Source organism: Shigella sp. SIG6 (assembly GCF_053555815.1).
In genome coordinates, this window is sequence record NZ_JBQZXC010000012.1 from 1 (window position 1) to 23147 (window position 23147).

Here is a 23147-nt window from a genome sequence, read left to right on the forward strand (position 1 = left end):
AACAGGGCTAAGAATTCATCGGCGATGCTCTCTTCCAGTAACAAACGCGTTCCGGCGATGCACACCTGGCCCTGGTTGTAGAAGATGCCTGCGGCGGTGGCGCTTGCCGCTTTTTGCAGATCCGGACAATCGGCGAAAACGATGTTGGCGCTTTTGCCGCCCGCTTCCAGCCAGACACGTTTCATGTTGCTATCACCCGCGTCTTTCAGCAGTTGTTTACCCGTACGCGTGGAGCCGGTAAAGGCGATGGCATCAATATCGTTATGACGCGAAAGCGCCTGCCCCGCTTCATGACCAAAACCCGTCACCACGTTCAACACACCATCCGGCAAGCCTGCTTCTTTCGCCAGCCCCGCGAGACGAATCGCACTGAGCGGTGATTTTTCAGACGGTTTTAGAATCACGCTGTTTCCCGCCGCCAGCGCCGGGCCGAGTTTCCAGCAAGTCAGCAACAGCGGGAAGTTCCACGGCACGATGGCGGCAATCACGCCGACCGGTTCACGCACGATCATCGCCAGCTCATGGCTACTGGTGGTCGCCACTTCGCCATACACTTTGTCGATCGCTTCGGCGTACCAGCGAATGGCGCGCGCCGCGCCGGGAATATCATCACGCAGACTGTGACGAATCGGTTTGCCGGTGTCGAGAGTTTCCAGCAGTGCCAGCTCTTCGGCGTGGGCTTCCATTAAATCGGCGAGTTTATTCAGTACCGCTTTACGTTTAGCCGGAGAAGAGAGTGACCAGTCGCCGCGTTCAAATACGCCGCGTGCTGCGCTCACCGCACGGTCGATATCGACGCTCTTGCCGCGGGCAATTTTCGCCAGCGGTGCCTGGGTGACCGGATCAACGGTTTCAAAGGTTTCATTTTCCGCAGCAGCAGTATATTCACCGTTAATAAATAAGCGGTTTTCAATGGCGAGACTTAACGCTTTATCCTGCCAGTAAGCCAGATGATGAAAATTCATTATGACTCCTGTTTCACGTCTATCAGATATATGCAGTTTGTGAACGTCAGGGCGCAGAGATCCCCGGGCTGCATGCCCGTTTATTTCTGGCGACATTCTTTATGGATTGCCGGGCGCATTGCGCTTACCCGGCTTACAAAACAAAAAGATTAAAACGTGGTGGGCGTATGGGCGCTGATAATTCGGCAAATACCTGCCGACGTATTACTGAAACTGTGCGGGATGCCGGTATTAATGGCATAACTTTGCCCCGCGACGAGGTGGTAATCCTGACCATTAATCGTCAGAACAATTTCACCTTCCAGTACTGTGCCTATTTCCTCACCCTGATGCTTAATTCTTTCCCCAGTGGTTGTGCCCGGCTGGTACGTTTCAAAGATCATCGCCAGCGTGCGATTCGGGTTACCGTTATGAACCAGCTTCATTGACACACCCTGACTGCCCATCTCAATTAAGTCGTCCTGATTAATGACGACCTGCGGCTCATCAGGTTTTTCCGGCTCGGAAAAGAATTCCGAGAGTGACAGACCATACACCTTCAGCAGCTTTTGCAGCGTACTGATGGCAGGGCTGACTTTATCTTGTTCTATCGTACTGATAGCACTGTGAGTCAGCCCGGAGAGTTCGGCGGCACGACGTTGTGAAAGCCCCTGCTGCTGGCGGATTTCCGACAAGCGTTTTCCTGGCGCCAGTCCCTCATCACTCATATTTGCATTTCCTTAAACTGTAGTGGTCAGAGTCGCTGTTTTTCAGCGATATGGTGCTGCCAAGCGGTGATAAAGCCCTCGAACAATATACGCGAAAGCGCGTACTCGCTACTGTTCCATTCCGGGTGCCACTGTACGCCCAGCGCAAAAGGATGATTGATGACGCTAACCGCCTCAACTAAGCCATCCGGCGAGCGAGCTTCAACACGCAACCGTGGGCTAACGACCTTCGCCCCTTGTCCATGTAGAGAGTTTACCCAAAAGTTGCTACATTCAGGTAACAACGCAGACAGTAATCCCCCCTCTTCAACCTGAACTTCATGCGACGGTGCATATTGCTGTTCCACCGGCAGTTCGGGATCTTCCCGATGTTCCAGCAATTCAGGCTGTTCGCACAGCTTGCGATGCAACGAACCACCGGTTGCCACCACCAGTTCTTGTAAACCCCGGCAGATGGCGAAAATGGGGATGCGCCTTTCGAGTGCGGCATTAATTATCGCCATGCTCAGAAGATCACGCCCGGGATCGGCGTCAGGCTCATCGCCGTTTTCACCATATAGGTGCGGCTGCACATTGCTGGGACTACTAGGAAGATAAATGCCATCGAGTTTCGGCAAAAGTTGTTCAAGTAACGACGGTTCCGCCAGCGCATGTGGTAGCGCAATTGGCAAGCCGCCTGCGTGGATGATGGCATTCAGGTACTTTTCTTGCAGAGTCTGGGTCGCATGACCCTTAAGCCTGTTCCTGCACATTACGACACCGATAACCGGATTGTTCATTATATTTTCCATGCTCAATCTCACAAAGTGGACTAAATTATCGCCATTACTGCGCTTTAAATGACCTTTATGTTCAATATTTTTTCAATCTAGCAGTGGATTTTCATTTTTTCAAACTCAATTTAACATTTGATAAACATTTAGTTTGCATACAGATTCGAATGATGGTCATTATATTTTACGCTTTGATAACGAGCGGAAAACAAACCAAAGGCGAAGAATCATGGAAACCAATATCGTTGAAGTAGAGAACTTTGTTCAGCAGTCAGAAGAGAGGCGGGGTAGCGCCTTTACGCAGGAAGTGAAACGCTACCTGGAGCGCTACCCGAATACGCAATATGTTGATGTTTTACTTACTGATTTGAATGGTTGCTTCCGTGGAAAACGTATCCCTGTTTCAAGCCTGAAGAAGCTCGAGAAAGGGTGTTATTTCCCGGCCTCGGTATTTGCAATGGATATTCTGGGCAACGTAGTAGAAGAAGCAGGTCTGGGTCAGGAAATGGGCGAGCCGGATCGTACCTGTGTTCCTGTTCTCGGTTCCTTAACTCCTTCTGCCGCCGATCCAGAGTTTATCGGTCAGATGCTCCTGACCATGGTCGATGAAGATGGCGCTCCCTTTGACGTTGAGCCGCGGAACGTTCTTAACCGCCTGTGGCAGCAGCTGCGCCAGCGCGGATTGTTCCCGGTTGTAGCGGTAGAGCTGGAGTTCTATTTACTGGATCGCCAGCGCGGCGCTGAAGGGGATCTGCAACCGCCCTGCGCGCCTGGCACCGATGACCGCAATACACAAAGCCAGGTTTACTCCGTTGATAACCTCAACCACTTCGCCGACGTGCTCAATGATATTGATGAACTGGCGCAGTTGCAGCTGATTCCGGCAGATGGCGCGGTCGCTGAGGCCTCGCCGGGTCAGTTTGAAATCAACCTTTACCATACTGATAACGTGCTGGAAGCCTGCGATGATGCGCTGGCACTAAAACGCCTGGTGCGTCTGATGGCAGAAAAGCATAAGATGCACGCCACTTTTATGGCGAAGCCGTATGAAGAGCACGCGGGCAGCGGGATACATATCCATATCAGTATGCAAAATAATCGTGGCGAGAATGTGCTTTCTGACACAGAAGGCGAAGATTCGCCGCTGCTGAAAAAGATGCTCGCCGGGATGATTGACCTGATGCCGTCGTCGATGGCGTTGCTGGCACCAAACGTGAACTCGTATCGCCGCTTCCAGCCGGGAATGTATGTGCCGACGCAGGCGTCGTGGGGCCATAACAACCGCACCGTCGCCCTGCGTATTCCGTGCGGTGACCGTCATAATCACCGCGTGGAATATCACGTGGCGGGTGCCGATGCCAACCCATATCTGGTGATGGCAGCGATTTTTGCCGGTATTTTGCATGGCCTTGATAACGAGCTGCCGTTGCAGGAAGAAGTCGAAGGCAACGGGCTGGAACAGGAAGGCTTACCCTTCCCGATTCGCCAGAGCGATGCCCTGGGTGAGTTTATCGAGAATGATCACCTGCGCCGCTATTTAGGCGAACGGTTTTGCCATGTGTATCACGCCTGTAAAAATGATGAGCTGTTGCAGTTTGAGCGCCTCATCACAGAAACAGAAATTGAGTGGATGTTGAAAAACGCGTAATTCCCCTTGCGGGGTTGTTTCATCGGCCTGAGCGGAGCCAGGCCTGACATTTGCTGGTAATCCAGACATTTCCCGGATGTCGCGTTATGGAGCGCAGGCGGCAACGGGCTTCCGTTAACGATTAAGACTGTGACGAGGAAATGAGATGATGCCGATGATTAAATCCCCGCATGGCGAGGGAGGCTGCGTATGCGCCCCTCCTGCTACTGACTGGACTCCGCCCCCTTTGCTTCCCTTGCTAAACAGGTTTGATTTCAGGTCGACACGACCGCAAACCTTATTACGCAGGGGAGGCAGCAATTATGGCTATTAATTCACCACTGAATATTGCTGCGCAACCCGGCAAAACCCGTCTGCGAAAATCACTGAAATTGTGGCAGGTGGTAATGATGGGTCTGGCCTATCTCACGCCGATGACCGTATTTGATACTTTTGGTATTGTCTCCGGCATTAGCGACGGTCACGTTCCGGCGTCCTATTTGCTGGCGCTGGCGGGCGTGCTGTTTACCGCTATCAGCTACGGCAAACTGGTTCGCCAGTTTCCGGAGGCCGGTTCGGCCTATACCTACGCGCAAAAGTCGATTAACCCGCACGTCGGATTTATGGTCGGCTGGTCATCACTGCTGGATTATCTCTTTTTGCCAATGATCAACGTTTTGTTGGCGAAAATCTATCTCTCTGCCCTCTTCCCGGAAGTGCCGCCGTGGGTGTGGGTGGTAACCTTCGTCGCCATTTTAAGCGCCGCGAATCTGAAGAGCGTCAACCTGGTCGCTAACTTCAATACCCTGTTTGTACTGGTGCAAATCTCCATCATGGTGGTGTTTATCTTCCTGGTGGTTCAGGGACTGCATAAAGGAGAAGGCGTTGGCACCGTCTGGTCACTTCAGCCGTTTATCAGCGAGAACGCGCACCTGATCCCGATTATTACCGGTGCGACGATTGTCTGTTTCTCGTTCCTCGGTTTCGATGCGGTGACCACGCTTTCGGAAGAGACGCCGGACGCCGCACTGCCTGAAATTGCGCTGTACGTCGGCGGCAAGCTCTTTCAGTCGATTTTCCTCTGCACCACGTTTGTGAACACATTAGCGTCTGGCCTGGCTTCACATGCCAGCGTGTCGCGTCTGCTGTATGTGATGGGGCGTGACAATGTGTTTCCGGAGCGCGTGTTTGGCTATGTGCACCCAAAATGGCGGACTCCGGCACTCAACGTCATTATGGTCGGGATTGTCGCGCTGTCGCCGCTGTTCTTTGATTTAGTCACCGCGACAGCACTGATTAACTTCGGTGCTCTGGTGGCGTTTACCTTCGTGAATCTGTCGGTGTTTAATCATTTCTGGCGGCGTAAAGGAATGAATAAAAGCTGGAAGGATCACTTCCACTATTTGCTGATGCCGCTGGTTGGCGCGCTGACGGTGGGTGTACTGTGGGTTAACCTAGAGTCAACGTCACTGACACTCGGTCTGGTATGGGCTTCGTTAGGCGGCGCATATTTGTGGTATCTGATCCGCCGCTATCGCAAAGTGCCGCTGTACGAAGGTGACAGAACGCCGGTGAGCGAAACGTAATAGCCGGATGCGCGGCGCATTATCCTGCCTGAGGGTAACGCGCCGCGCCATTAACTATAAAAAGATGTATGACCCGGATCACGAGTGCTATCATCCGCCCTTATGCTTAGCGCATTAACCCCAGGGGCAAATAATGAACCACGATATCCCGCTAAAATATTTTGATATTGCCGATGAGTACGCGACCGAATGCGCAGAGCCTGTCGCAGAGGCTGAACGCACACCGCTGGCCCACTACTTCCAGTTACTGCTCACCCGTTTGATGAACAATGAAGAGATCAGCGAAGAAGCCCAACATGAAATGGCTGCTGAAGCGGGGATTAATCCCGTACGCATTGATGAGATCGCAGAGTTTTTGAATCAATGGGGTAATGAGTAATTATTTAATTGCAGACGATCGGTCAGTATCGTTGTCCGGATAAAGCGTTCACGCCGCATCCGGCTAACAATGACACGCACTGCAGCGTGCTTTAATGGGTTTCTCACGATCGTACCGCTCTGCTCCTCGCTAAGTTGTTCTGTGAGTTATAGTTATAGAGAAATCACGGGTACGAATGTTGAACAGATGGCGACGCCACCTGTTCAACGACCAACCACACGGCCCTCATTACGACCCCTGAACACAAACGGTAATGGCAAATGTCATTAAATATTAGTAAGATAGCCTCTTTACATAAAATCCCTTAATATTATGCGCCAGGTATTATCGTCTCTTTTGGTGATTGCTGGACTTGTGAGTGGTCAGGCAATCGCCGCGCCTGAATCCCCCCCGCATGCTGATATCCGCGACAGCGGTTTTGTCTATTGCGTCAGCGGGCAAGTCAACACCTTTAACCCATCCAAAGCGAGCAGTGGGTTAATTGTCGATACCCTTGCCGCCCAGTTTTATGATCGACTGCTGGATGTCGATCCCTATACCTATCGCCTGATGCCGGAACTTGCCGAAAGCTGGGAAGTACTCGACAACGGCGCGACCTATCGCTTCCACCTGCGTCGCGATGTTCCGTTTCAAAAAACCGACTGGTTTACTCCCACTCGTAAAATGAATGCCGACGATGTGGTGTTTACCTTCCAGCGAATTTTTGACCGCAACAACCCGTGGCATAACGTCAACGGCAGCAACTTCCCCTACTTCGACAGCCTGCAATTTGCCGATAACGTGAAAAGCGTCCGCAAACTGGATAATCATACCGTTGAGTTCCGACTCGCCCAGCCGGATGCTTCTTTTTTGTGGCACCTCGCAACCCATTATGCTTCGGTCATGTCGGCAGAATATGCCCGGAAGTTAGAGAAAGAAGATCGCCAGGAGCAACTCGACCGTCAACCGGTCGGCACCGGTCCGTATCAGTTGTCGGAATACCGCGCCGGGCAATTTATTCGCCTACAACGTCATGATGACTTCTGGCGCGGTAAACCGTTAATGCCGCAGGTAGTGGTGGATTTAGGCTCCGGCGGCACCGGACGTCTGTCGAAACTCCTGACCGGGGAATGCGACGTTCTGGCCTGGCCTGCTGCCAGCCAGCTATCCATTTTGCGTGACGACCCGCGCTTGCGTTTAACGCTGCGTCCTGGGATGAACGTCGCCTATCTGGCATTTAACACCGCCAAACCGCCGCTAAATAATCCCTCTGTCCGCCATGCACTGGCACTGGCGATTAATAACCAGCGCCTGATGCAATCCATCTATTATGGTACGGCTGAAACGGCGGCCTCTATTTTACCGCGCGCCTCGTGGGCCTATGACAACGAGGCTAAAATTACTGAATACAATCCGGCGAAATCGCGCGAACAGTTGAAGGCGTTGGGGCTGGAAAACTTAACGCTGAAACTGTGGGTGCCCACACGTTCGCAGGCGTGGAACCCCAGTCCACTGAAAACTGCCGAACTGATTCAGGCGGATATGGCGCAGGTTGGCGTAAAAGTGGTGATTGTGCCGGTAGAAGGTCGCTTTCAGGAGGCGCGGTTGATGGATATGAGCCATGATCTGACGTTATCCGGTTGGGCGACGGACAGTAACGACCCGGACAGTTTCTTCCGTCCGTTACTGAGCTGCGCGGCAATTCATTCACAGACCAACCTCGCCCACTGGTGCGATCCGAAATTCGACAGCGTGTTGCGTAAGGCGCTCTCCTCGCAGCAGCTGGCAGCGCGTATTGAAGCCTATGACGAAGCGCAGAGTATTCTGGCGCAGGAATTACCTATTCTGCCGCTGGCGTCGTCATTGCGTTTGCAGGCCTATCGGTACGATATCAAAGGTCTGGTACTTAGCCCGTTTGGTAACGCCTCCTTTGCTGGGGTGTATCGCGAGAAACAGGATGAGGTGAAAAAACCATGATTATCTTCACCTTACGCCACATTTTGTTATTGATTGTCACCTTGTTCCTGCTGACCTTCGTTGGCTTCAGCTTGAGCTATTTCACTCCACACGCGCCGTTACAAGGCGCGTCACTGTGGAATGCCTGGGTGTTCTGGTTTAATGGCCTGATCCACTGGGATTTTGGTGTTTCCAGCATTAACGGTCAACCAATTGCCGAACAGTTAAAAGAGGTCTTCCCGGCGACGATAGAACTGTGCATCCTCGCCTTCGGTTTTGCGCTGATTGTTGGCATCCCCGTGGGGATGATTGCCGGGATTACGCGCCATAAGTGGCAGGATAACTTGATCAACGCCATCGCCTTACTGGGCTTTTCAATCCCGGTGTTCTGGCTGGCGCTTCTGTTGACACTGTTTTGTTCACTCACGCTAGGTTGGTTGCCCGTTTCAGGGCGTTTCGATCTGCTCTACGAAGTGAAACCGATTACCGGTTTTGCGTTGATTGATGCCTGGCTTTCGGACTCACCATGGCGGGATGAAATGATCATGAGCGCAATCCGCCATATGATATTGCCCGTGATCACCCTGTCGGTTGCGCCAACAACTGAAGTGATCCGCCTGATGCGTATCAGCACTATTGAAGTGTATGACCAGAACTATGTAAAAGCGGCGGCGACCCGCGGTTTGTCGCGCTTTACTATTTTGCGTCGCCACGTTCTGCATAACGCGTTACCGCCGGTTATTCCTCGCCTGGGCTTACAGTTTTCCACCATGCTGACGCTGGCGATGATCACCGAAATGGTTTTTAGTTGGCCGGGTTTAGGGCGCTGGTTAATTAACGCCATCCGCCAGCAGGATTACGCAGCCATTTCCGCCGGAGTGATGGTGTGTGGCTCACTGGTCATTATTGTTAACGTGATTTCTGATATTTTGGGTGCCATGGCTAACCCTCTGAAACATAAGGAATGGTATGCCTTACGATAGCGTATACAGCGAAAAGCGCCCGCCGGGCACGCTGCGTACCGCCTGGCGCAAATTTTATAGTGACGCCTCTGCGATGGTCGGCCTGTACGGCTGCGCGGGACTGGCTGTACTGTGTATTTTTGGCGGCTGGTTTGCGCCTTACGGCATCGACCAGCAATTTCTCGGTTATCAATTATTGCCGCCATCATGGTCGCGCTATGGCGAAGTTTCTTTCTTCCTGGGGACTGACGACCTCGGACGTGATGTTTTAAGCCGTTTACTGAGCGGAGCTGCGCCAACCGTGGGTGGCGCATTTGTGGTGACGCTTGCCGCGACGATCTGTGGCCTGGTACTGGGCACCTTCGCCGGGGCGACACACGGCCTCCGCTCAGCGGTGCTTAACCATATTCTGGATACCTTACTGGCGATCCCTTCGCTGCTGTTGGCAATTATCGTTGTAGCGTTTGCCGGACCGAGTTTGTCCCACGCTATGTTTGCTGTCTGGCTGGCATTGCTGCCGCGTATGGTACGTTCGATTTACAGCATGGTGCATGACGAACTGGAAAAAGAGTACGTTATCGCCGCCCGTCTGGATGGCGCATCAACGCTGAATATTCTCTGGTTTGCTGTGATGCCAAACATCACCGCCGGGCTGGTCACCGAGATCACCCGCGCACTGTCGATGGCAATTCTCGATATCGCCGCGCTGGGCTTTCTCGATCTCGGCGCACAACTCCCCTCGCCTGAATGGGGAGCGATGCTCGGTGATGCGCTGGAACTGATTTATGTCGCCCCGTGGACTGTCATGCTGCCAGGTGCGGCAATTATGATTAGCGTGTTGTTGGTTAACCTCCTTGGCGATGGCGTTCGTCGTGCGATTATTGCGGGGGTGGAATAATGCCATTACTCGATATTCGTAACCTGACCATTGAATTTAAAACCGGTGATGAGTGGGTTAAAGCCGTCGACCGGGTAAGTATGACCTTAACCGAAGGTGAAATCCGCGGTCTTGTTGGTGAATCCGGTTCCGGCAAGAGTTTGATTGCGAAAGCGATTTGTGGGGTGAATAAAGATAACTGGCGTGTTACTGCTGACCGTATGCGTTTTGATGATATCGATTTGCTGCGTCTCTCCGCACGCGAACGGCGCAAACTGGTTGGCCATAACGTGTCGATGATTTTCCAGGAACCGCAGTCGTGTCTTGACCCTTCAGAACGTGTGGGTCGCCAGTTGATGCAAAACATCCCAGCCTGGACCTATAAAGGCCGTTGGTGGCAGCGTTTTGGCTGGCGCAAACGCCGTGCCATTGAACTGCTGCACCGCGTGGGGATTAAAGATCACAAAGATGCGATGCGCAGTTTTCCCTATGAGTTGACCGAAGGTGAATGTCAGAAAGTGATGATAGCCATTGCACTGGCGAATCAACCGCGTCTGCTGATTGCTGACGAACCGACAAACTCAATGGAGCCAACAACCCAGGCGCAAATCTTTCGCCTGCTGACGCGTCTCAACCAAAACAGCAATACCACTATTTTGCTTATCAGCCATGACTTACAAATGCTTAGCCAATGGGCGGATAAAATTAACGTGCTTTACTGCGGTCAAACAGTGGAAACCGCGCCGAGTAAGGAGTTGGTGACGATGCCACATCATCCTTATACCCAGGCGCTGATCCGCGCGATACCAGACTTCGGCAGCGCGATGCCGCATAAAAGTCGCCTCAATACTCTACCCGGCGCTATCCCATTGCTGGAACAGTTACCGATTGGTTGTCGTCTGGGGCCACGTTGCCCGTATGCACAACGAGAATGCATTGTGACGCCACGTTTGACGGGGGCGAAAAATCATCTCTATGCCTGTCATTTCCCGCTGAACATGGAGAAAGAGTGAGATGATCGAAACGCTGCTTGAAGTGCGTAATTTAAGTAAAACGTTCCGCTACCGGACCGGTTGGTTTCGTCGTCAGACCGTAGAAGCGGTAAAACCCTTGAGCTTTACGCTACGTGAAGGCCAGACACTGGCGATTATTGGCGAGAATGGTTCGGGTAAATCCACACTGGCAAAAATGCTGGCGGGAATGATAGAACCTACCAGCGGCGAGTTATTGATTGACGATCATCCGCTGCATTTTGGCGATTATTCCTTCCGTAGTCAGCGTATTCGCATGATTTTTCAGGATCCTTCGACCTCGTTGAATCCCCGTCAACGTATCTCACAAATTCTGGATTTTCCACTGCGCCTGAACACCGACCTGGAACCGGAACAGCGTCGCAAACAGATTATTGAAACGATGCGTATGGTTGGGCTGCTACCGGATCACGTCAGTTACTATCCACATATGTTGGCACCCGGACAAAAACAGCGTCTGGGTCTGGCGCGCGCGCTGATATTGCGCCCAAAAGTCATTATTGCCGATGAAGCCCTCGCTTCACTGGATATGTCGATGCGTTCGCAGTTGATTAATCTGATGCTGGAGTTACAGGAAAAACAGGGCATTTCGTATATTTATGTTACCCAGCATATCGGAATGATGAAGCACATTAGCGACCAGGTGCTGGTGATGCATCAGGGCGAGGTTGTCGAGCGAGGCAGCACCGCGGATGTGCTGGCATCGCCGCTGCATGAACTCACCAAACGGCTGATTGCCGGGCACTTTGGCGAAGCATTGACAGCGGATGCGTGGCGTAAAGATCGCTAATTTTCTGAATCCTCCTTCCAGATTATTCACCTCATTCTGACAAGAGATTAAATCTTGTCAGAATGAGGTGATGGATAAAATAAAATCAAATGCGCGTGATTTAAGACGCAATCTCACTTTGCAGGAACGAAAGCTCTGGCGATATCTTCGCAGCCGACGTTTTGGTGATTTCAAATTTCGCCGTCAACATCCGGTGGGGAGCTACATTCTCGATTTTGCTTGCTGCTCGGCGCGCGTAGTCGTTGAGCTGGATGGTGGGCAGCATGATTTGGCAGTTGCCTATGATACCAGGCGCACTAGCTGGCTTGAGTCGCAGGGCTGGACCGTGCTGCGTTTCTGGAATAACGAGATTGATTGTAATGAGGAGGCGGTGCTGGAGATTATTCTGCAGGAACTGAACCGCCGGTCACCCTCACCCTGAAAGGGCGAGGGGGCCGACCGAGCCGAATAGCTGTTGTGGTGAAAACATGGAGACAGTGCTGGAGAATATTCGGCAAGGTCTGAACCATCCCAGCCATCGCCATAAAAGGGTTAGGGGCTGTATGAGCCTGTTTGTTGCTGGGGTAACAATATTTGCACAATATGGTCCCCTCGCCCCTCTGGGGAGAGGGTTAGGGTAAGGGGAAAAGCGCCCCCCCTGCCGCAGCCTGCTCCGGTCGGACCTAGCAACTATAGCTACTCACAGCCAGGTTGATTATAATAACCGTTTATCTGTTCGTACTGTTTACTAAAACGACGAATCGCCTGATTTTCAGGCACAACAAGCATCAACAATAAGGATTAAAGCTATGGGTTTTCTTTCCGGTAAGCGCATTCTGGTAACCGGTGTTGCCAGCAAACTGTCCATCGCCTACGGTATCGCTCAGGCGATGCACCGCGAAGGAGCTGAACTGGCATTCACCTACCAGAACGACAAACTGAAAGGCCGCGTAGAAGAATTTGCCGCTCAATTGGGTTCTGACATCGTTCTGCAGTGCGATGTTGCAGAAGATGCCAGCATCGACACCATGTTCGCTGAACTGGGGAAAGTTTGGCCGAAATTTGACGGTTTCGTACACTCTATTGGTTTTGCACCTGGCGATCAGCTGGATGGTGACTATGTTAACGCCGTTACCCGTGAAGGCTTCAAAATTGCCCACGACATCAGCTCCTACAGCTTCGTTGCAATGGCAAAAGCTTGCCGCTCCATGCTGAATCCGGGTTCTGCCCTGCTGACCCTTTCCTACCTTGGCGCTGAGCGCGCTATCCCGAACTACAACGTTATGGGTCTGGCAAAAGCGTCTCTGGAAGCGAACGTGCGCTATATGGCGAACGCGATGGGTCCGGAAGGTGTGCGTGTTAACGCCATCTCTGCTGGTCCGATCCGTACTCTGGCGGCCTCCGGTATCAAAGACTTCCGCAAAATGCTGGCTCATTGCGAAGCCGTTACCCCGATTCGCCGTACCGTTACTATTGAAGATGTGGGTAACTCTGCGGCATTCCTGTGCTCCGATCTCTCTGCCGGTATCTCCGGTGAAGTAGTCCACGTTGACGGCGGTTTCAGCATCGCTGCAATGAACGAACTCGAACTGAAATAATCGTTCTGTTGGTAAAGATGGGCGGCGTTCTGCCGCCCGTTATCTCTGTTATACCTTTCTGATATTTGTTATCGCCGATCCGTCTTTCTCCCCTTCCCGCCTTGCGTCAGGATAACGATTTCCTTTACGACCAAGGAGCGCCCATGGAACAACGCCACATCACCGGCAAAAGCCACTGGTATCATGAAACGCAATCCAGTACTACGGAGTATGACGTTCTGCCTCTGGTCCCGGAAGCCGCAAAGGTCAGCGATCCCTTTCTGCTCGACGTGATCCTTGATGAAGAGACGCTGGCCCCCTTCCTTTCATGGCTGGTCCCTGCGCGCGTTCTTGCAGTGGAGTTGTTCCCTGACCAGCTTACCGTGACCCGTTCACAAACCTTCACCGCTTATGAACGCTTGTCGACGGCCCTGACGGTTGCTCAGGTTTGCGGCGTCCAGCGGTTATGTAACTACTATTCGGCGCGACTTACGCCGCTCCCCGGACCTGATTCCTCCAGGGAAAGTAATCATCGGTTGGCACAAATCACGCAATATGCCCGCCAACTGGCTAGCTCGCCTTCTATTATCGACAACCGATCGCGCCAGCATCTGAATGACGTCGGTCTTACTGTCTGGGACTGTGTGATCATTAACCAAATCATTGGTTTTATTGGCTTTCAGGCGCGGACAATTGCGACATTTCAGGCTTATCTCGGGCATCCGGTACGCTGGTTACCCGGGCTGGCGATACAAAACTACGCCGACGCGTCACTGTTTGCTGATGAATCAATACGCTGGCGAAGCAGCTATGAGGTGGAAAAACTACCTGAAGAGCACACAAAAAGTTCAACTGCAGAACTTTGCCAACTGGCCGAAACACACTCTCTCCACCCTATTTCACTTTCCCTTCTCGAAAAGTTGTTAAACAGCACACGGGTCAATACACAGCCGGATAATCAGCTTGCAGCGTTGTTATGCGCGCGTATAAATGGCAGTCCTGCTTGTTTTTCCACCTGTATGGATTCATCAAATGAATATAAAAAAATCAGCACCCTTCTGCGCAAGGGCGAAAATGAAATTAACCGATGGGCTGACCGTCATTCTGTTGAGCGCGCTACCGTTCAGGCGATACAATGGCTGACCCGAGCACCCGATCGCTTTAGCGCCGCCCAGTTCAGCCCTTTACTCGAACACGAAAAATCATCAACGCAGATTATTAATCTGCTGGTATGGAGCGGGCTGTGTGGCTGGATAAATCGCTTAAAAATCGCGTTGGGTGAGACATATTAACCTTGCCGCGTCAGACAGATTCGCGTAAAACTGTCAGCCGCTCTAATGGCCACCAAAATAGACAATTATGTTTCAGGACAACCCGCTGCTAGCGCAGCTTAAACAGCAACTGCATTCCCAGACGCCACGCGCTGAAGGGGTGGTAAAAGCCACAGAAAAAGGCTTTGGCTTCCTGGAAGTCGACGCACAAAAAAGTTATTTCATTCCGCCGCCGCAGATGAAAAAAGTCATGCATGGCGACCGAATTATCGCGGTGATCCACAGTGAAAAAGAACGTGAATCCGCAGAGCCAGAAGAACTGGTTGAACCGTTCCTGACTCGTTTCGTGGGTAAAGTTCAGGGCAAAAATGACCGTCTGACCATCGTTCCTGATCATCCACTTTTAAAAGACGCCATTCCTTGCCGCGCAGCCCGTGGCCTGAACCACGAGTTTAAAGAAGGCGACTGGGCGGTTGCCGAAATGCGCCGTCATCCGCTGAAAGGCGATCGTTCTTTCTATGCTGAACTGACACAATACATCACTTTTGGTGACGACCACTTTGTACCGTGGTGGGTTACCCTTGCGCGCCATAATCTGGAAAAAGAAGCACCAGACGGCGTCGCTACCGAAATGCTCGATGAAGGTCTGGTTCGTGAAGATCTGACCTCGCTGGATTTTGTCACCATCGACAGTGCCAGCACTGAAGATATGGATGACGCCCTTTTCGCTAAGGCGCTGCCGGATGACAAACTTCAGCTGATTGTGGCGATTGCCGATCCAACCGCGTGGATTGCTGAAGGCAGCAAGCTGGACAAAGCCGCGAAAATTCGCGCATTCACCAACTATCTGCCTGGCTTCAACATCCCTATGCTGCCTCGCGAGCTTTCTGACGATCTCTGCTCACTGCGCGCCAATGAAGTCCGCCCGGTACTGGCATGCCGCATGACGCTCTCCGCTGATGGCACCATTGAAGATAATATCGAATTCTTTGCCGCCACCATCGAATCCAAAGCGAAGCTGGTGTATGACCAGGTTTCTGACTGGCTGGAAAATACCGGTGACTGGAAGCCTGAAAGTGAAGCAATTGCCGAACAAGTCCGTTTGCTAGCGCAAATTTGCCAACGCCGCGGCGAGTGGCGTCATAACCACGCACTGGTGTTTAAAGATCGCCCGGATTACCGCTTTATTCTCGGTGAAAAAGGTGAAGTGCTGGATATCGTCGCCGAGCCTCGTCGCATTGCCAACCGTATCGTCGAAGAAGCGATGATTGCCGCTAACATTTGTGCGGCCCGCGTACTGCGCGATAAGCTCGGTTTTGGCATCTATAACGTGCATATGGGCTTTGATCCGGCGAATGCCGACGCGCTGGCAGCGTTGCTGAAAACGCACGGTCTGCATGTCGATGCCGAAGAAGTGCTCACGCTGGACGGTTTCTGCAAACTGCGTCGTGAACTGGATGCGCAACCAACTGGTTTCCTCGACAGCCGCATTCGTCGCTTCCAGTCATTTGCTGAAATTAGCACTGAACCCGGTCCTCACTTTGGCCTCGGTCTGGAAGCATACGCCACCTGGACTTCGCCGATCCGTAAATATGGCGACATGATCAACCACCGTCTGCTGAAAGCGGTTATCAACGGCGAAACTGCGACGCGTCCGCAGGATGAAATCACTGTCCAAATGGCCGAACGTCGCCGTCTCAACCGGATGGCAGAACGTGATGTTGGCGACTGGTTATACGCACGCTTCCTGAAAGATAAAGCCGGGACCGGCACCCGTTTCGCGGCGGAAATTGTCGATATCAGCCGTGGCGGCATGCGTGTGCGTTTGGTTGATAACGGCGCTATCGCCTTTATTCCGGCACCTTTCTTACACGCTGTGCGCGATGAACTGGTTTGCAGCCAGGAAAACGGCACTGTACAAATTAAAGGTGAAACGGTTTACAAAGTAACTGACGTTATTGACGTCACCATTGCCGAAGTCCGCATGGAAACCCGCAGCATTATTGCGCGCCCGGTCGCGTAATCTCCTTTCACGGCCCATTCCTCATGGATGGGCCGTTTATTTCCCCGCTCTACCTTCGTTATATCCAGGTAGATTTTTTAACTGACTTTCGTTTGAAAACTGGCGTTTTTCCAAAACTGGATTACAAATAAATATATAAAAAACAATGCGTTTAGCCGCCGTTAATTTCATGTAAGTCATGTTGTCCCTTTTATTTAACCGCGGACTCCGCTGTTAACCGGAGGATATGCATCATGAAAACCGTTAGGGAGTCCACAACGTTGTACAACTTTCTCGGATCGCACAATCCATACTGGCGGTTGACGGAAAGCAGCGATGCTTTGCGCTTTTCTACCACCAAAACCACAGAACCTGATCGTACATTGCAGTTATCTGCCGAACAGGCTGCTCGCATCAGGGAAATGACGGTCATCACCTCCAGCCTGATGATGAGTCTGACCGTCGATGAAAGCGATCTTTCTGTGCATCTGGTAGGACGAAAAATCAATAAACGGGAATGGGCTGGCAACGCGTCTGCATGGCATGACACACCGGCGGTTGCTCGTGATTTATCACACGGGCTTTCCTTTGCTGAGCAGGTAGTTTCTGAAGCACATTCCGCAATAGTGATTCTCGACAGCCGGGGGAATATCCAACGCTTCAATCGGTTATGTGAAGATTACACAGGGTTGAAAGAACACGACGTCATTGGGCAAAGCGTGTTTAAACTGTTTATGAGCCGTCGTGAAGCTGCGGCATCCAGGCGCAATAACCGTGTATTTTTTCGAAGCGGCAATGCATATGAAGTCGAACTGTGGATACCAACACGTAAAGGCCAGCGGCTGTTTCTGTTTCGCAATAAATTTGTCCACAGCGGCAGTGGCAAAAACGAGATTTTTTTAATCTGTTCCGGTACCGAATCAGGCAGATAACAATAAAGTTGGGGTTGTGTATCTTGATTTGGATAATTTTAAAAAGGTCAACGACGCCTATGGGCATTTGTTTGGTGACCAGTTATTACGCGACGTGTCATTGGCTATTTTAAGCTGTCTCGAACATGACCAGGTGTTGGCGCGTCCAGGTGGCGATGAGTTTCTGGTACTGGCATCCAATACCTCACAAAGCGCGCTGGAAGCAATGGCATCACGAATTTTGACCCGCTTACGCCTCCCCTTTCGTATTGGTTTAATTGAAGTTTATACCAGCTGTTCAGTAGGTATTTCGCTCTCTCCCGAACATGGTTCGGACAGCGCGACTATTATTCGTCACGCCGACACAGCAATGTACACAGCGAAGGAAGGCGGACGAGGACAATTTTGCGTTTTTACTCCAGAAATGAATCAGCGGGTATTTGAATATCTCTGGCTGGATACCAACTTGCGTAAAGCACTGGAAAACGATCAGTTGGTTATCGAAAATCACCTAGCGTGGCGAAGTGCGCAGTCTGGAAGCACTAGTACGTTGGCAGTCACCTGAACGTGGGTTGATTCCACCGTTGGACTTCATTTCCTACGCCGAAGAGTCAGGGCTAATTGTGCCTTTAGGCCGTTGGGTGATTCTCGATGTCGTACGCCAGGTGGCAAAGTGGCGGGATAAAGGCATAAACCTGCGAGTGGCGGTAAATATTTCTGCACGTCAGCTCGCCGATCAAACCATTTTCACCGCCCTGAAACAGGTTCTCCAGGAACTCAATTTTGAATACTGCCCTATAGATGTTGAACTGACAGAGAGTTGTCTGATTGAGAATGATGAACTGGCACTGTCTGTTATTCAACAATTTAGCCAACTAGGTGCGCAAGTGCATCTGGATGATTTTGGTACCGGCTACTCTTCACTTTCTCAACTGGCGCGCTTTCCGATCGATGCCATCAAACTTGACCAGGTTTTTGTTCGAGATATTCACAAACAACCTGTCTCGCAGTCACTGGTCCGGGCGATCGTCGCTGTGGCCCAGGCATTGAATCTTCAGGTGATCGCCGAAGGTGTAGAGAGTGCAAAGGAAGATGCTTTTTTAACCAAGAACGGGGTCAATGAGCGGCAAGGATTTTTGTTTGCCAAACCGATGCCCGCCGTCGCCTTCGAACGCTGGTATAAACGCTATCTGAAGCGCGCATAAGTAGATGAATATATATACTTAGCGCTATATCCCGTCATTATATATCGTATTCCTGGATGATAATTAGCCGTTGCTGTTAAACACTTCTCTTTTAGCGGCAATTTTTGCATTATTCATTTTCCCCCTTTTGCTATAAGGATGTCCTTGATGTCTGAATTTGATGCCCAGCGCGTTGCCGAACGTATTGATATTGTGTTAGATATCCTTGTGGCAGGCGATTACCACTCTGCGATCCATAATCTCGAGATACTTAAAGCAGAACTCTTGCGCCAGGTTGCTGAATCTACGCCAGACATCCCGAAGACACCGTGGGAGATTTAACAATCGTGCCTTCAGGTTTTCCTATTTGAGGATGCCCGGCGCGTCAGTATTTTTTTATTTAGTATTATAACGTTATAAGAATTACAGCGATGAATTCCCGACAACAAACTATTCTACAGATGGTCATTGACCAGGGTCAGGTTAGCGTAACCGATCTGGCAAAAGCCACTGGAGTTTCTGAAGTTACCATTCGCCAGGATCTCAACACCCTCGAAAAACTGAGTTACCTCCGCCGTGCACATGGCTTTGCAGTTTCGCTTGATAGTGATGACGTCGAAACCCGTATGATGAGCAACTATACGCTGAAGCGTGAACTCGCCGAGTTTGCCGCGTCACTGGTTCAACCGGGCGAAACCATCTTTATCGAAAATGGCAGCAGCAATGCCCTGCTCGCCCGGACTCTGGGGGAGCAGAAGAAAAATGTCACTATCATCACGGTCAGCAGCTACATCGCGCATTTGCTGAAAGACGCGCCTTGTGAAGTCATTTTGCTCGGTGGCGTGTACCAGAAAAAAAGCGAAAGTATGGTTGGCCCTTTGACACGCCAGTGCATCCAGCAGGTACATTTCAGCAAAGCATTTATTGGTATTGATGGCTGGCAACCTGAAACTGGATTCACCGGTCGCGATATGATGCGCACCGATGTGGTCAATGCCGTGCTGGAAAAAGAGTGCGAAGCGATAGTCCTGACTGACAGCTCGAAATTTGGTGCTGTACATTCATACTCCATCGGTCCCGTTGAGCGATTCAATCGCGTGATTACCGATTCGAAAATACGCGCCAGCGATCTGATGTATCTTGAGCACAGTAAACTCACCGTTCACGTCGTTGACATTTAACCATTTCCCTTCTCTACGGATGATTTGCAGTTTGGCAAATCATCCGCTCTAAGATGATTCCTGGTTGATAATTAAGACTATTTACCTGTTATTAACACTCTCAAGATATAAAATTATTATCAGCGATATAACAGGAAGTAATTATCACCTGCGTGATATAACCCTGCGCGCGAGCAGATTTCACGGAATAATTTCACCAGGCTTATTCTTAGCTATTATAGTTATAGAGAGCTTACTTCCGTGAATCATAAATTCAGGAGAGAGTATTATGTTTGTAACGAGCAAAAAAATGACCGCGGCTGTTCTGGCAATTACTTTGGCAATGTCTCTGAGTGCCTGTTCTAACTGGTCTAAACGGGACCGCAACACCGCAATCGGCGCGGGTGCAGGGGCATTAGGCGGTGCAGTACTGACCGATGGCAGTACGTTGGGTACATTAGGTGGTGCAGCTGTCGGTGGTGTTATTGGTCACCAGGTCGGTAAATAATCGTAAATAAATGTCGATTATCGACTCGCAATTATAATACGCTTGATTCTGTTCAGTACGAAATAACTGAATAATACACACAGTAAAATATTCGAAAGCCACGGATATATCCGTGGCTTTTTATGTTAACCGCCTGCGAGTTTCACCTTCATCCCTTTCGCTTCAAGTAGTGATTTTAATAAATCACGCTTATCGCCCTGGATTTCAATAACTCCATCTTTAACTGCTCCGCCGCAGCCGCATTTTTTCTTCAGTTCCGCTGCAAGTTTTGTCAGTTCGGCATCATCGAGATCGATACCGGTAATCAGGCAAACGCCCTTACCTTTACGTCCACTGGTCTGACGCTGAATACGCACCGCTCCATCGCCTTTAGGGCGTACTGGGGCCGCTTTGGGCTCATCAATACGCCCGGTTTCCGTTGAGTAGACCAGACGGCTGTTGGAATCACTCATCATGCACTCCGCTGTAAAGAGGCGTTGATCGCTTTCAGTGTCTGCGCTGGATCTACCGATTGCGTTACCGGGCGACCAATCACCATATAATCAACACCAGCCGCCAACGCCTGTTCTGGCGTCATAATGCGGCGCTGGTCACCAGCTTCACTCCCCTGCGGACGAATGCCCGGTGTAACCAGTTTGAACTCCTGACCGAATACCTGTTTAAAGCGCACAGCTTCCTGAGCAGAACACACCACACCATCAAGGCCACATTTTTGCGTCAGTGCTGCCAGACGTTCTGCATAATCTGCAGGTGACAGTGTCACGCCAAGATCGGCCAGGTCGCTGGCTTCCATGCTGGTCAACACTGTCACAGCAATCAAAAGCGGTGCATCTTTGCCAAACGGAACCAGTGCCTCACGCGCTGCGGTCATCATACGCGCCCCACCGGAGGCATGAACATTCACCATCCACACGCCTAAGTCAGCTGCAGCAGCGACAGCGTGCGCTGCAGTGTTGGGGATATCGTGGAATTTCAGGTCAAGAAAGATATCAAAACCACGCTGTTGAAGTTCGCGCACAAACTGTGGCCCAAACAATGTAAACATCTCTTTACCGACCTTCAGACGACAATCGCGTGGGTCGATCTTGTCGACAAAGGACAGCGCGTCATCACAATTATGATAATCAAGGGCAACAACCACAGGAGAATTCGTAACAGCGCGGGAAGAAGATGAAGCAGTTAACGTCATGACCAGACCTTCTTGATGATGGGCACCGGAAGTGGCGCGAAACAGGTAAACGGCGAGCATTCTACCCGTGGAAATAAAAAATTAACAGTTGCGATTTTTCCCCTAGCAGGCTTTTTCTGCTCCGTCGTTGCCGGAGCACAATGGGACATCAATAACTAGTATGTTGTAACTAAAGTCGGATTTTTTTAAAAATTACAGGCCATCAAGACCGCGAATCGGTTTAATAGTTGACCAGGCACGACAAGACGGACAATGCCAGTAGAGGGTGTATGCGGTAAAACCACATTTCTGGCAGCTATAACGAGGCTTACTACGCACCTTCTCGCCAACCATGTCACGCAGCACCATCAGACTCTCTTTGGCGCGCCCTTCTTCCGCTTCATTTAAGTGGTAATCCATTAGCTTATGGAATACACGCATGGTCGGATGACGCTGAAGCTGGCGTGTAATATAGACCTGTGCAGCCTCACTACCGTCGCGCGCTTCGATGATATCAGCAAGCATCAATTCAGCATCGGCACCGGTGTTCTCTTCCACCGCGCGTTGCAGGAATTCTGCCCATTCGGCAGTTTTACCCAACTGCTGATAGCAGGTTTGCAACATTTCCAGCGTTTCGCTGACCAGTTCTCTGTCCTGGGATATGACGCGTTGCAAACTTTCGACGGCTTTGGCGTATTCTCCTTTCGCCATAAACACGCGTCCCATCATGATGGATACGCGGGCGCTGTTTTTATCTGCCGCCGCCCCTTTTTTTAGCAAGGTCATGGCACGATCGAGATCGTCGCTGGCCATATGCTGCAGGGCTAACTCACAGTAGAAATGGGCAATTTCGACGCGCTGTTTATCTTTACCCAGCTTCACCAGGCGTTCGGCAACATCAATTGCTTTCTGCCACTCACTGGTAGCCTGGTAGATTTGTAGCAACTGTTGCAGCGCGCCAATGCGGAAGTCAGTTTCATCGGTCAGCTGATTGGACATGTCTTCCGCGCGGTCGTATAACCCGGCGGCCATGTAATCACGCCCCAGTTGTTGAATCGCCAACAGACGCTGTTCATAGGTCAGCGAGGCGCTTTCCATTAGGGTCTGATGGATGCGAATAGCGCGATCAACTTCGCCACGCGAACGGAACAGGTTTCCGAGCGTAAGGTGGGCTTCAACGGTGCCTGTATCCTCTTTAAGCATATCGAGAAACAGGTCTACCGCTTTATCCTGTTGATTACTAAGCAGAAAGTTAACCCCCGCTACGTAATCACGCGACAAGCGGTTGGCTTCATCTTGCTTGTTTTGTTGCGCACTTCTGCGGCCCATATACCAGCCATAGGCAGCGGCTACAGGCAAAAGCAGAAACAACAACTCCAGCATAGAAAGTTATTCCTTCGCCGCTGACGAGTGCGGCACTACAGCCACGTCAGTCGCGGGTGAAAGCTGGTTTTCCAGTCGCTTTATTTTACGTTCAGCGCGCGCCAGGGAAACACGAACTCGCAGCCAGAACAGGCCACAAATCAACCAACCGATAGCAAACCCCGCAGCAAACAATACCGCCAGCAATGTGGAAATACGGTACTCCCCTTGCGCTAACAGATAATTAAACGTCACCTGTTGATCGTTCTGCGCACCCAACGTGACCGAAATCACGAAGATCGCTAACACCAGTAAGAAAATGAGTAAATATTTCACATTACTTCCCGTTATGTGGTTAGAGCGAATAAATTATGGTCAACTTACCGCAATAGC

At 51.1% G+C, this 23147-nt stretch carries 24 protein-coding genes and 2 pseudogenes; 17 read left to right on the forward strand and 9 right to left on the reverse strand.

The features are described 5' to 3' along the window. From ACUU1M_RS03635 to puuD, 3 genes are all read right to left on the reverse strand, one after another. On the reverse strand, positions 1–965 hold a 965-nt coding region (locus tag ACUU1M_RS03635; protein ID WP_449144643.1), incomplete at its 3' end, for an aldehyde dehydrogenase family protein. A 149-nt stretch (positions 966–1114) separates the two neighbouring features. Next, on the reverse strand, positions 1115–1672 hold the full coding sequence (gene puuR / locus ACUU1M_RS03640; protein WP_001278727.1) for an HTH-type transcriptional regulator PuuR: 558 nt from the start codon (positions 1670–1672) through the stop codon (positions 1115–1117). Between the two features lie 26 nt (positions 1673–1698). After that, on the reverse strand, positions 1699–2463 hold the full coding sequence (gene puuD / locus ACUU1M_RS03645) for a gamma-glutamyl-gamma-aminobutyrate hydrolase (protein WP_005049729.1): 765 nt from the start codon (positions 2461–2463) through the stop codon (positions 1699–1701). A gap of 211 nt (positions 2464–2674) precedes the next feature. Here puuD and puuA point away from each other — a divergent pair, with 211 nt between their 5' ends. From puuA to rnb, 13 genes are all read left to right on the forward strand, one after another. Beyond that, entirely contained in the window at positions 2675–4093 is a 1419-nt protein-coding gene (gene puuA, locus ACUU1M_RS03650; RefSeq protein ID WP_005074648.1) for a glutamate-putrescine ligase, read from the forward strand. Between the two features lie 148 nt (positions 4094–4241). Next, positions 4242–4406: a YmjE family protein gene (locus tag ACUU1M_RS03655; protein ID WP_120795382.1), complete on the forward strand. Its 165-nt coding sequence runs from the start codon at positions 4242–4244 to the stop codon at positions 4404–4406. Next, positions 4396–5658 (forward strand): APC family permease, encoded by a 1263-nt coding sequence (locus ACUU1M_RS03660; RefSeq protein ID WP_005074646.1) that lies wholly within the window; start codon positions 4396–4398, stop codon positions 5656–5658. Before ACUU1M_RS03655 ends, ACUU1M_RS03660 begins: the two co-directional genes overlap by 11 nt. A 133-nt stretch (positions 5659–5791) precedes the next feature. Then, positions 5792–6037: a YmjA family protein gene (locus tag ACUU1M_RS03665; RefSeq protein ID WP_001015110.1), complete on the forward strand. Its 246-nt coding sequence runs from the start codon at positions 5792–5794 to the stop codon at positions 6035–6037. 312 nt (positions 6038–6349) lie between these two features. Continuing rightward, positions 6350–7993 carry an ABC transporter substrate-binding protein SapA gene (gene sapA, locus ACUU1M_RS03670; RefSeq protein ID WP_001250218.1) on the forward strand — a complete coding sequence of 548 codons (1644 nt, stop codon included), beginning with the start codon at positions 6350–6352 and terminating at the stop codon, positions 7991–7993. After that, on the forward strand, positions 7990–8955 hold the full coding sequence (gene sapB / locus ACUU1M_RS03675; RefSeq protein WP_000583255.1) for a putrescine export ABC transporter permease SapB: 966 nt from the start codon (positions 7990–7992) through the stop codon (positions 8953–8955). The genes sapA and sapB overlap by 4 nt, the downstream gene beginning before the upstream one ends. After that, positions 8942–9832, forward strand: a complete 891-nt coding sequence (gene sapC / locus ACUU1M_RS03680; RefSeq protein ID WP_001146163.1) for a peptide ABC transporter permease SapC — start codon at positions 8942–8944, stop codon at positions 9830–9832. Before sapB ends, sapC begins: the two co-directional genes overlap by 14 nt. Further along, positions 9832–10824 (forward strand): peptide ABC transporter ATP-binding protein SapD, encoded by a 993-nt coding sequence (gene sapD, locus ACUU1M_RS03685; RefSeq protein WP_001128858.1) that lies wholly within the window; start codon positions 9832–9834, stop codon positions 10822–10824. The genes sapC and sapD overlap by 1 nt, the downstream gene beginning before the upstream one ends. A 1-nt stretch (position 10825) precedes the next feature. Beyond that, a complete protein-coding gene (gene sapF, locus ACUU1M_RS03690; protein ID WP_000573407.1) occupies positions 10826–11632 on the forward strand; it encodes a peptide ABC transporter ATP-binding protein SapF in 807 nt (268 codons plus the stop codon). A 67-nt stretch (positions 11633–11699) separates the two neighbouring features. Beyond that, a complete protein-coding gene (locus tag ACUU1M_RS03695) occupies positions 11700–12053 on the forward strand; it encodes a DUF559 domain-containing protein (RefSeq protein WP_000968844.1) in 354 nt (117 codons plus the stop codon). A 367-nt stretch (positions 12054–12420) separates the two neighbouring features. Further along, complete coding sequence (gene fabI, locus ACUU1M_RS03700; RefSeq protein WP_000506490.1) at positions 12421–13209, forward strand: enoyl-ACP reductase FabI; 789 nt, start codon at positions 12421–12423, stop codon at positions 13207–13209. A 143-nt stretch (positions 13210–13352) separates the two neighbouring features. Then, positions 13353–14480: a carboxymuconolactone decarboxylase family protein gene (locus ACUU1M_RS03705; protein ID WP_005074635.1), complete on the forward strand. Its 1128-nt coding sequence runs from the start codon at positions 13353–13355 to the stop codon at positions 14478–14480. A gap of 67 nt (positions 14481–14547) precedes the next feature. Then, the gene (rnb, locus tag ACUU1M_RS03710; protein ID WP_000485030.1) at positions 14548–16482 is read left to right on the forward strand and encodes an exoribonuclease II; all 1935 of its coding nucleotides are present in this window, start codon (positions 14548–14550) and stop codon (positions 16480–16482) included. Positions 16483–16559: 77 nt separating this feature from the next. On the opposite strand, the pseudogene ACUU1M_RS03715 reads toward rnb, so the two are convergent. Beyond that, positions 16560–16662 (reverse strand): annotated as a pseudogene (locus tag ACUU1M_RS03715) (hypothetical protein). Between the two features lie 53 nt (positions 16663–16715). Here ACUU1M_RS03715 and pdeR point away from each other — a divergent pair. Next, positions 16716–18577 (forward strand): annotated as a pseudogene (gene pdeR / locus ACUU1M_RS03720) (cyclic di-GMP phosphodiesterase). On the opposite strand, the gene ymiD reads toward pdeR, so the two are convergent. Then, positions 18559–18687: a protein YmiD gene (gene ymiD, locus ACUU1M_RS03725; protein ID WP_211180493.1), complete on the reverse strand. Its 129-nt coding sequence runs from the start codon at positions 18685–18687 to the stop codon at positions 18559–18561. The pseudogene pdeR and the gene ymiD sit on opposite strands and share 19 nt — an antisense overlap. Positions 18688–18724: 37 nt before the next feature. Between ymiD and ACUU1M_RS03730 the strand changes: the two genes are divergently transcribed. From ACUU1M_RS03730 to osmB, 3 genes are all read left to right on the forward strand, one after another. Further along, a complete protein-coding gene (locus tag ACUU1M_RS03730; RefSeq protein WP_001288369.1) occupies positions 18725–18898 on the forward strand; it encodes a YciZ family protein in 174 nt (57 codons plus the stop codon). Positions 18899–18987: 89 nt separating this feature from the next. Then, complete coding sequence (gene yciT, locus ACUU1M_RS03735) at positions 18988–19737, forward strand: DNA-binding transcriptional regulator YciT (protein ID WP_001088624.1); 750 nt, start codon at positions 18988–18990, stop codon at positions 19735–19737. 268 nt (positions 19738–20005) lie between these two features. Beyond that, complete coding sequence (gene osmB / locus ACUU1M_RS03740) at positions 20006–20224, forward strand: osmotically-inducible lipoprotein OsmB (protein ID WP_000498253.1); 219 nt, start codon at positions 20006–20008, stop codon at positions 20222–20224. Between the two features lie 125 nt (positions 20225–20349). Here the strand turns inward: osmB and yciH are convergent, their stop codons facing one another. The 4 genes from yciH to lapA form a co-directional block, all read right to left on the reverse strand. Continuing rightward, entirely contained in the window at positions 20350–20676 is a 327-nt protein-coding gene (yciH, locus tag ACUU1M_RS03745; RefSeq protein WP_005049711.1) for a stress response translation initiation inhibitor YciH, read from the reverse strand. Next, entirely contained in the window at positions 20676–21413 is a 738-nt protein-coding gene (gene pyrF, locus ACUU1M_RS03750; protein ID WP_000176259.1) for an orotidine-5'-phosphate decarboxylase, read from the reverse strand. Before pyrF ends, yciH begins: the two co-directional genes overlap by 1 nt. A gap of 192 nt (positions 21414–21605) precedes the next feature. Beyond that, the gene (gene lapB / locus ACUU1M_RS03755) at positions 21606–22775 is read right to left on the reverse strand and encodes a lipopolysaccharide assembly protein LapB (RefSeq protein ID WP_152028875.1); all 1170 of its coding nucleotides are present in this window, start codon (positions 22773–22775) and stop codon (positions 21606–21608) included. Between the two features lie 6 nt (positions 22776–22781). Further along, the gene (lapA, locus tag ACUU1M_RS03760) at positions 22782–23090 is read right to left on the reverse strand and encodes a lipopolysaccharide assembly protein LapA (RefSeq protein WP_000876286.1); all 309 of its coding nucleotides are present in this window, start codon (positions 23088–23090) and stop codon (positions 22782–22784) included. Between the last annotated feature and the right edge of the window lie 57 nt (positions 23091–23147).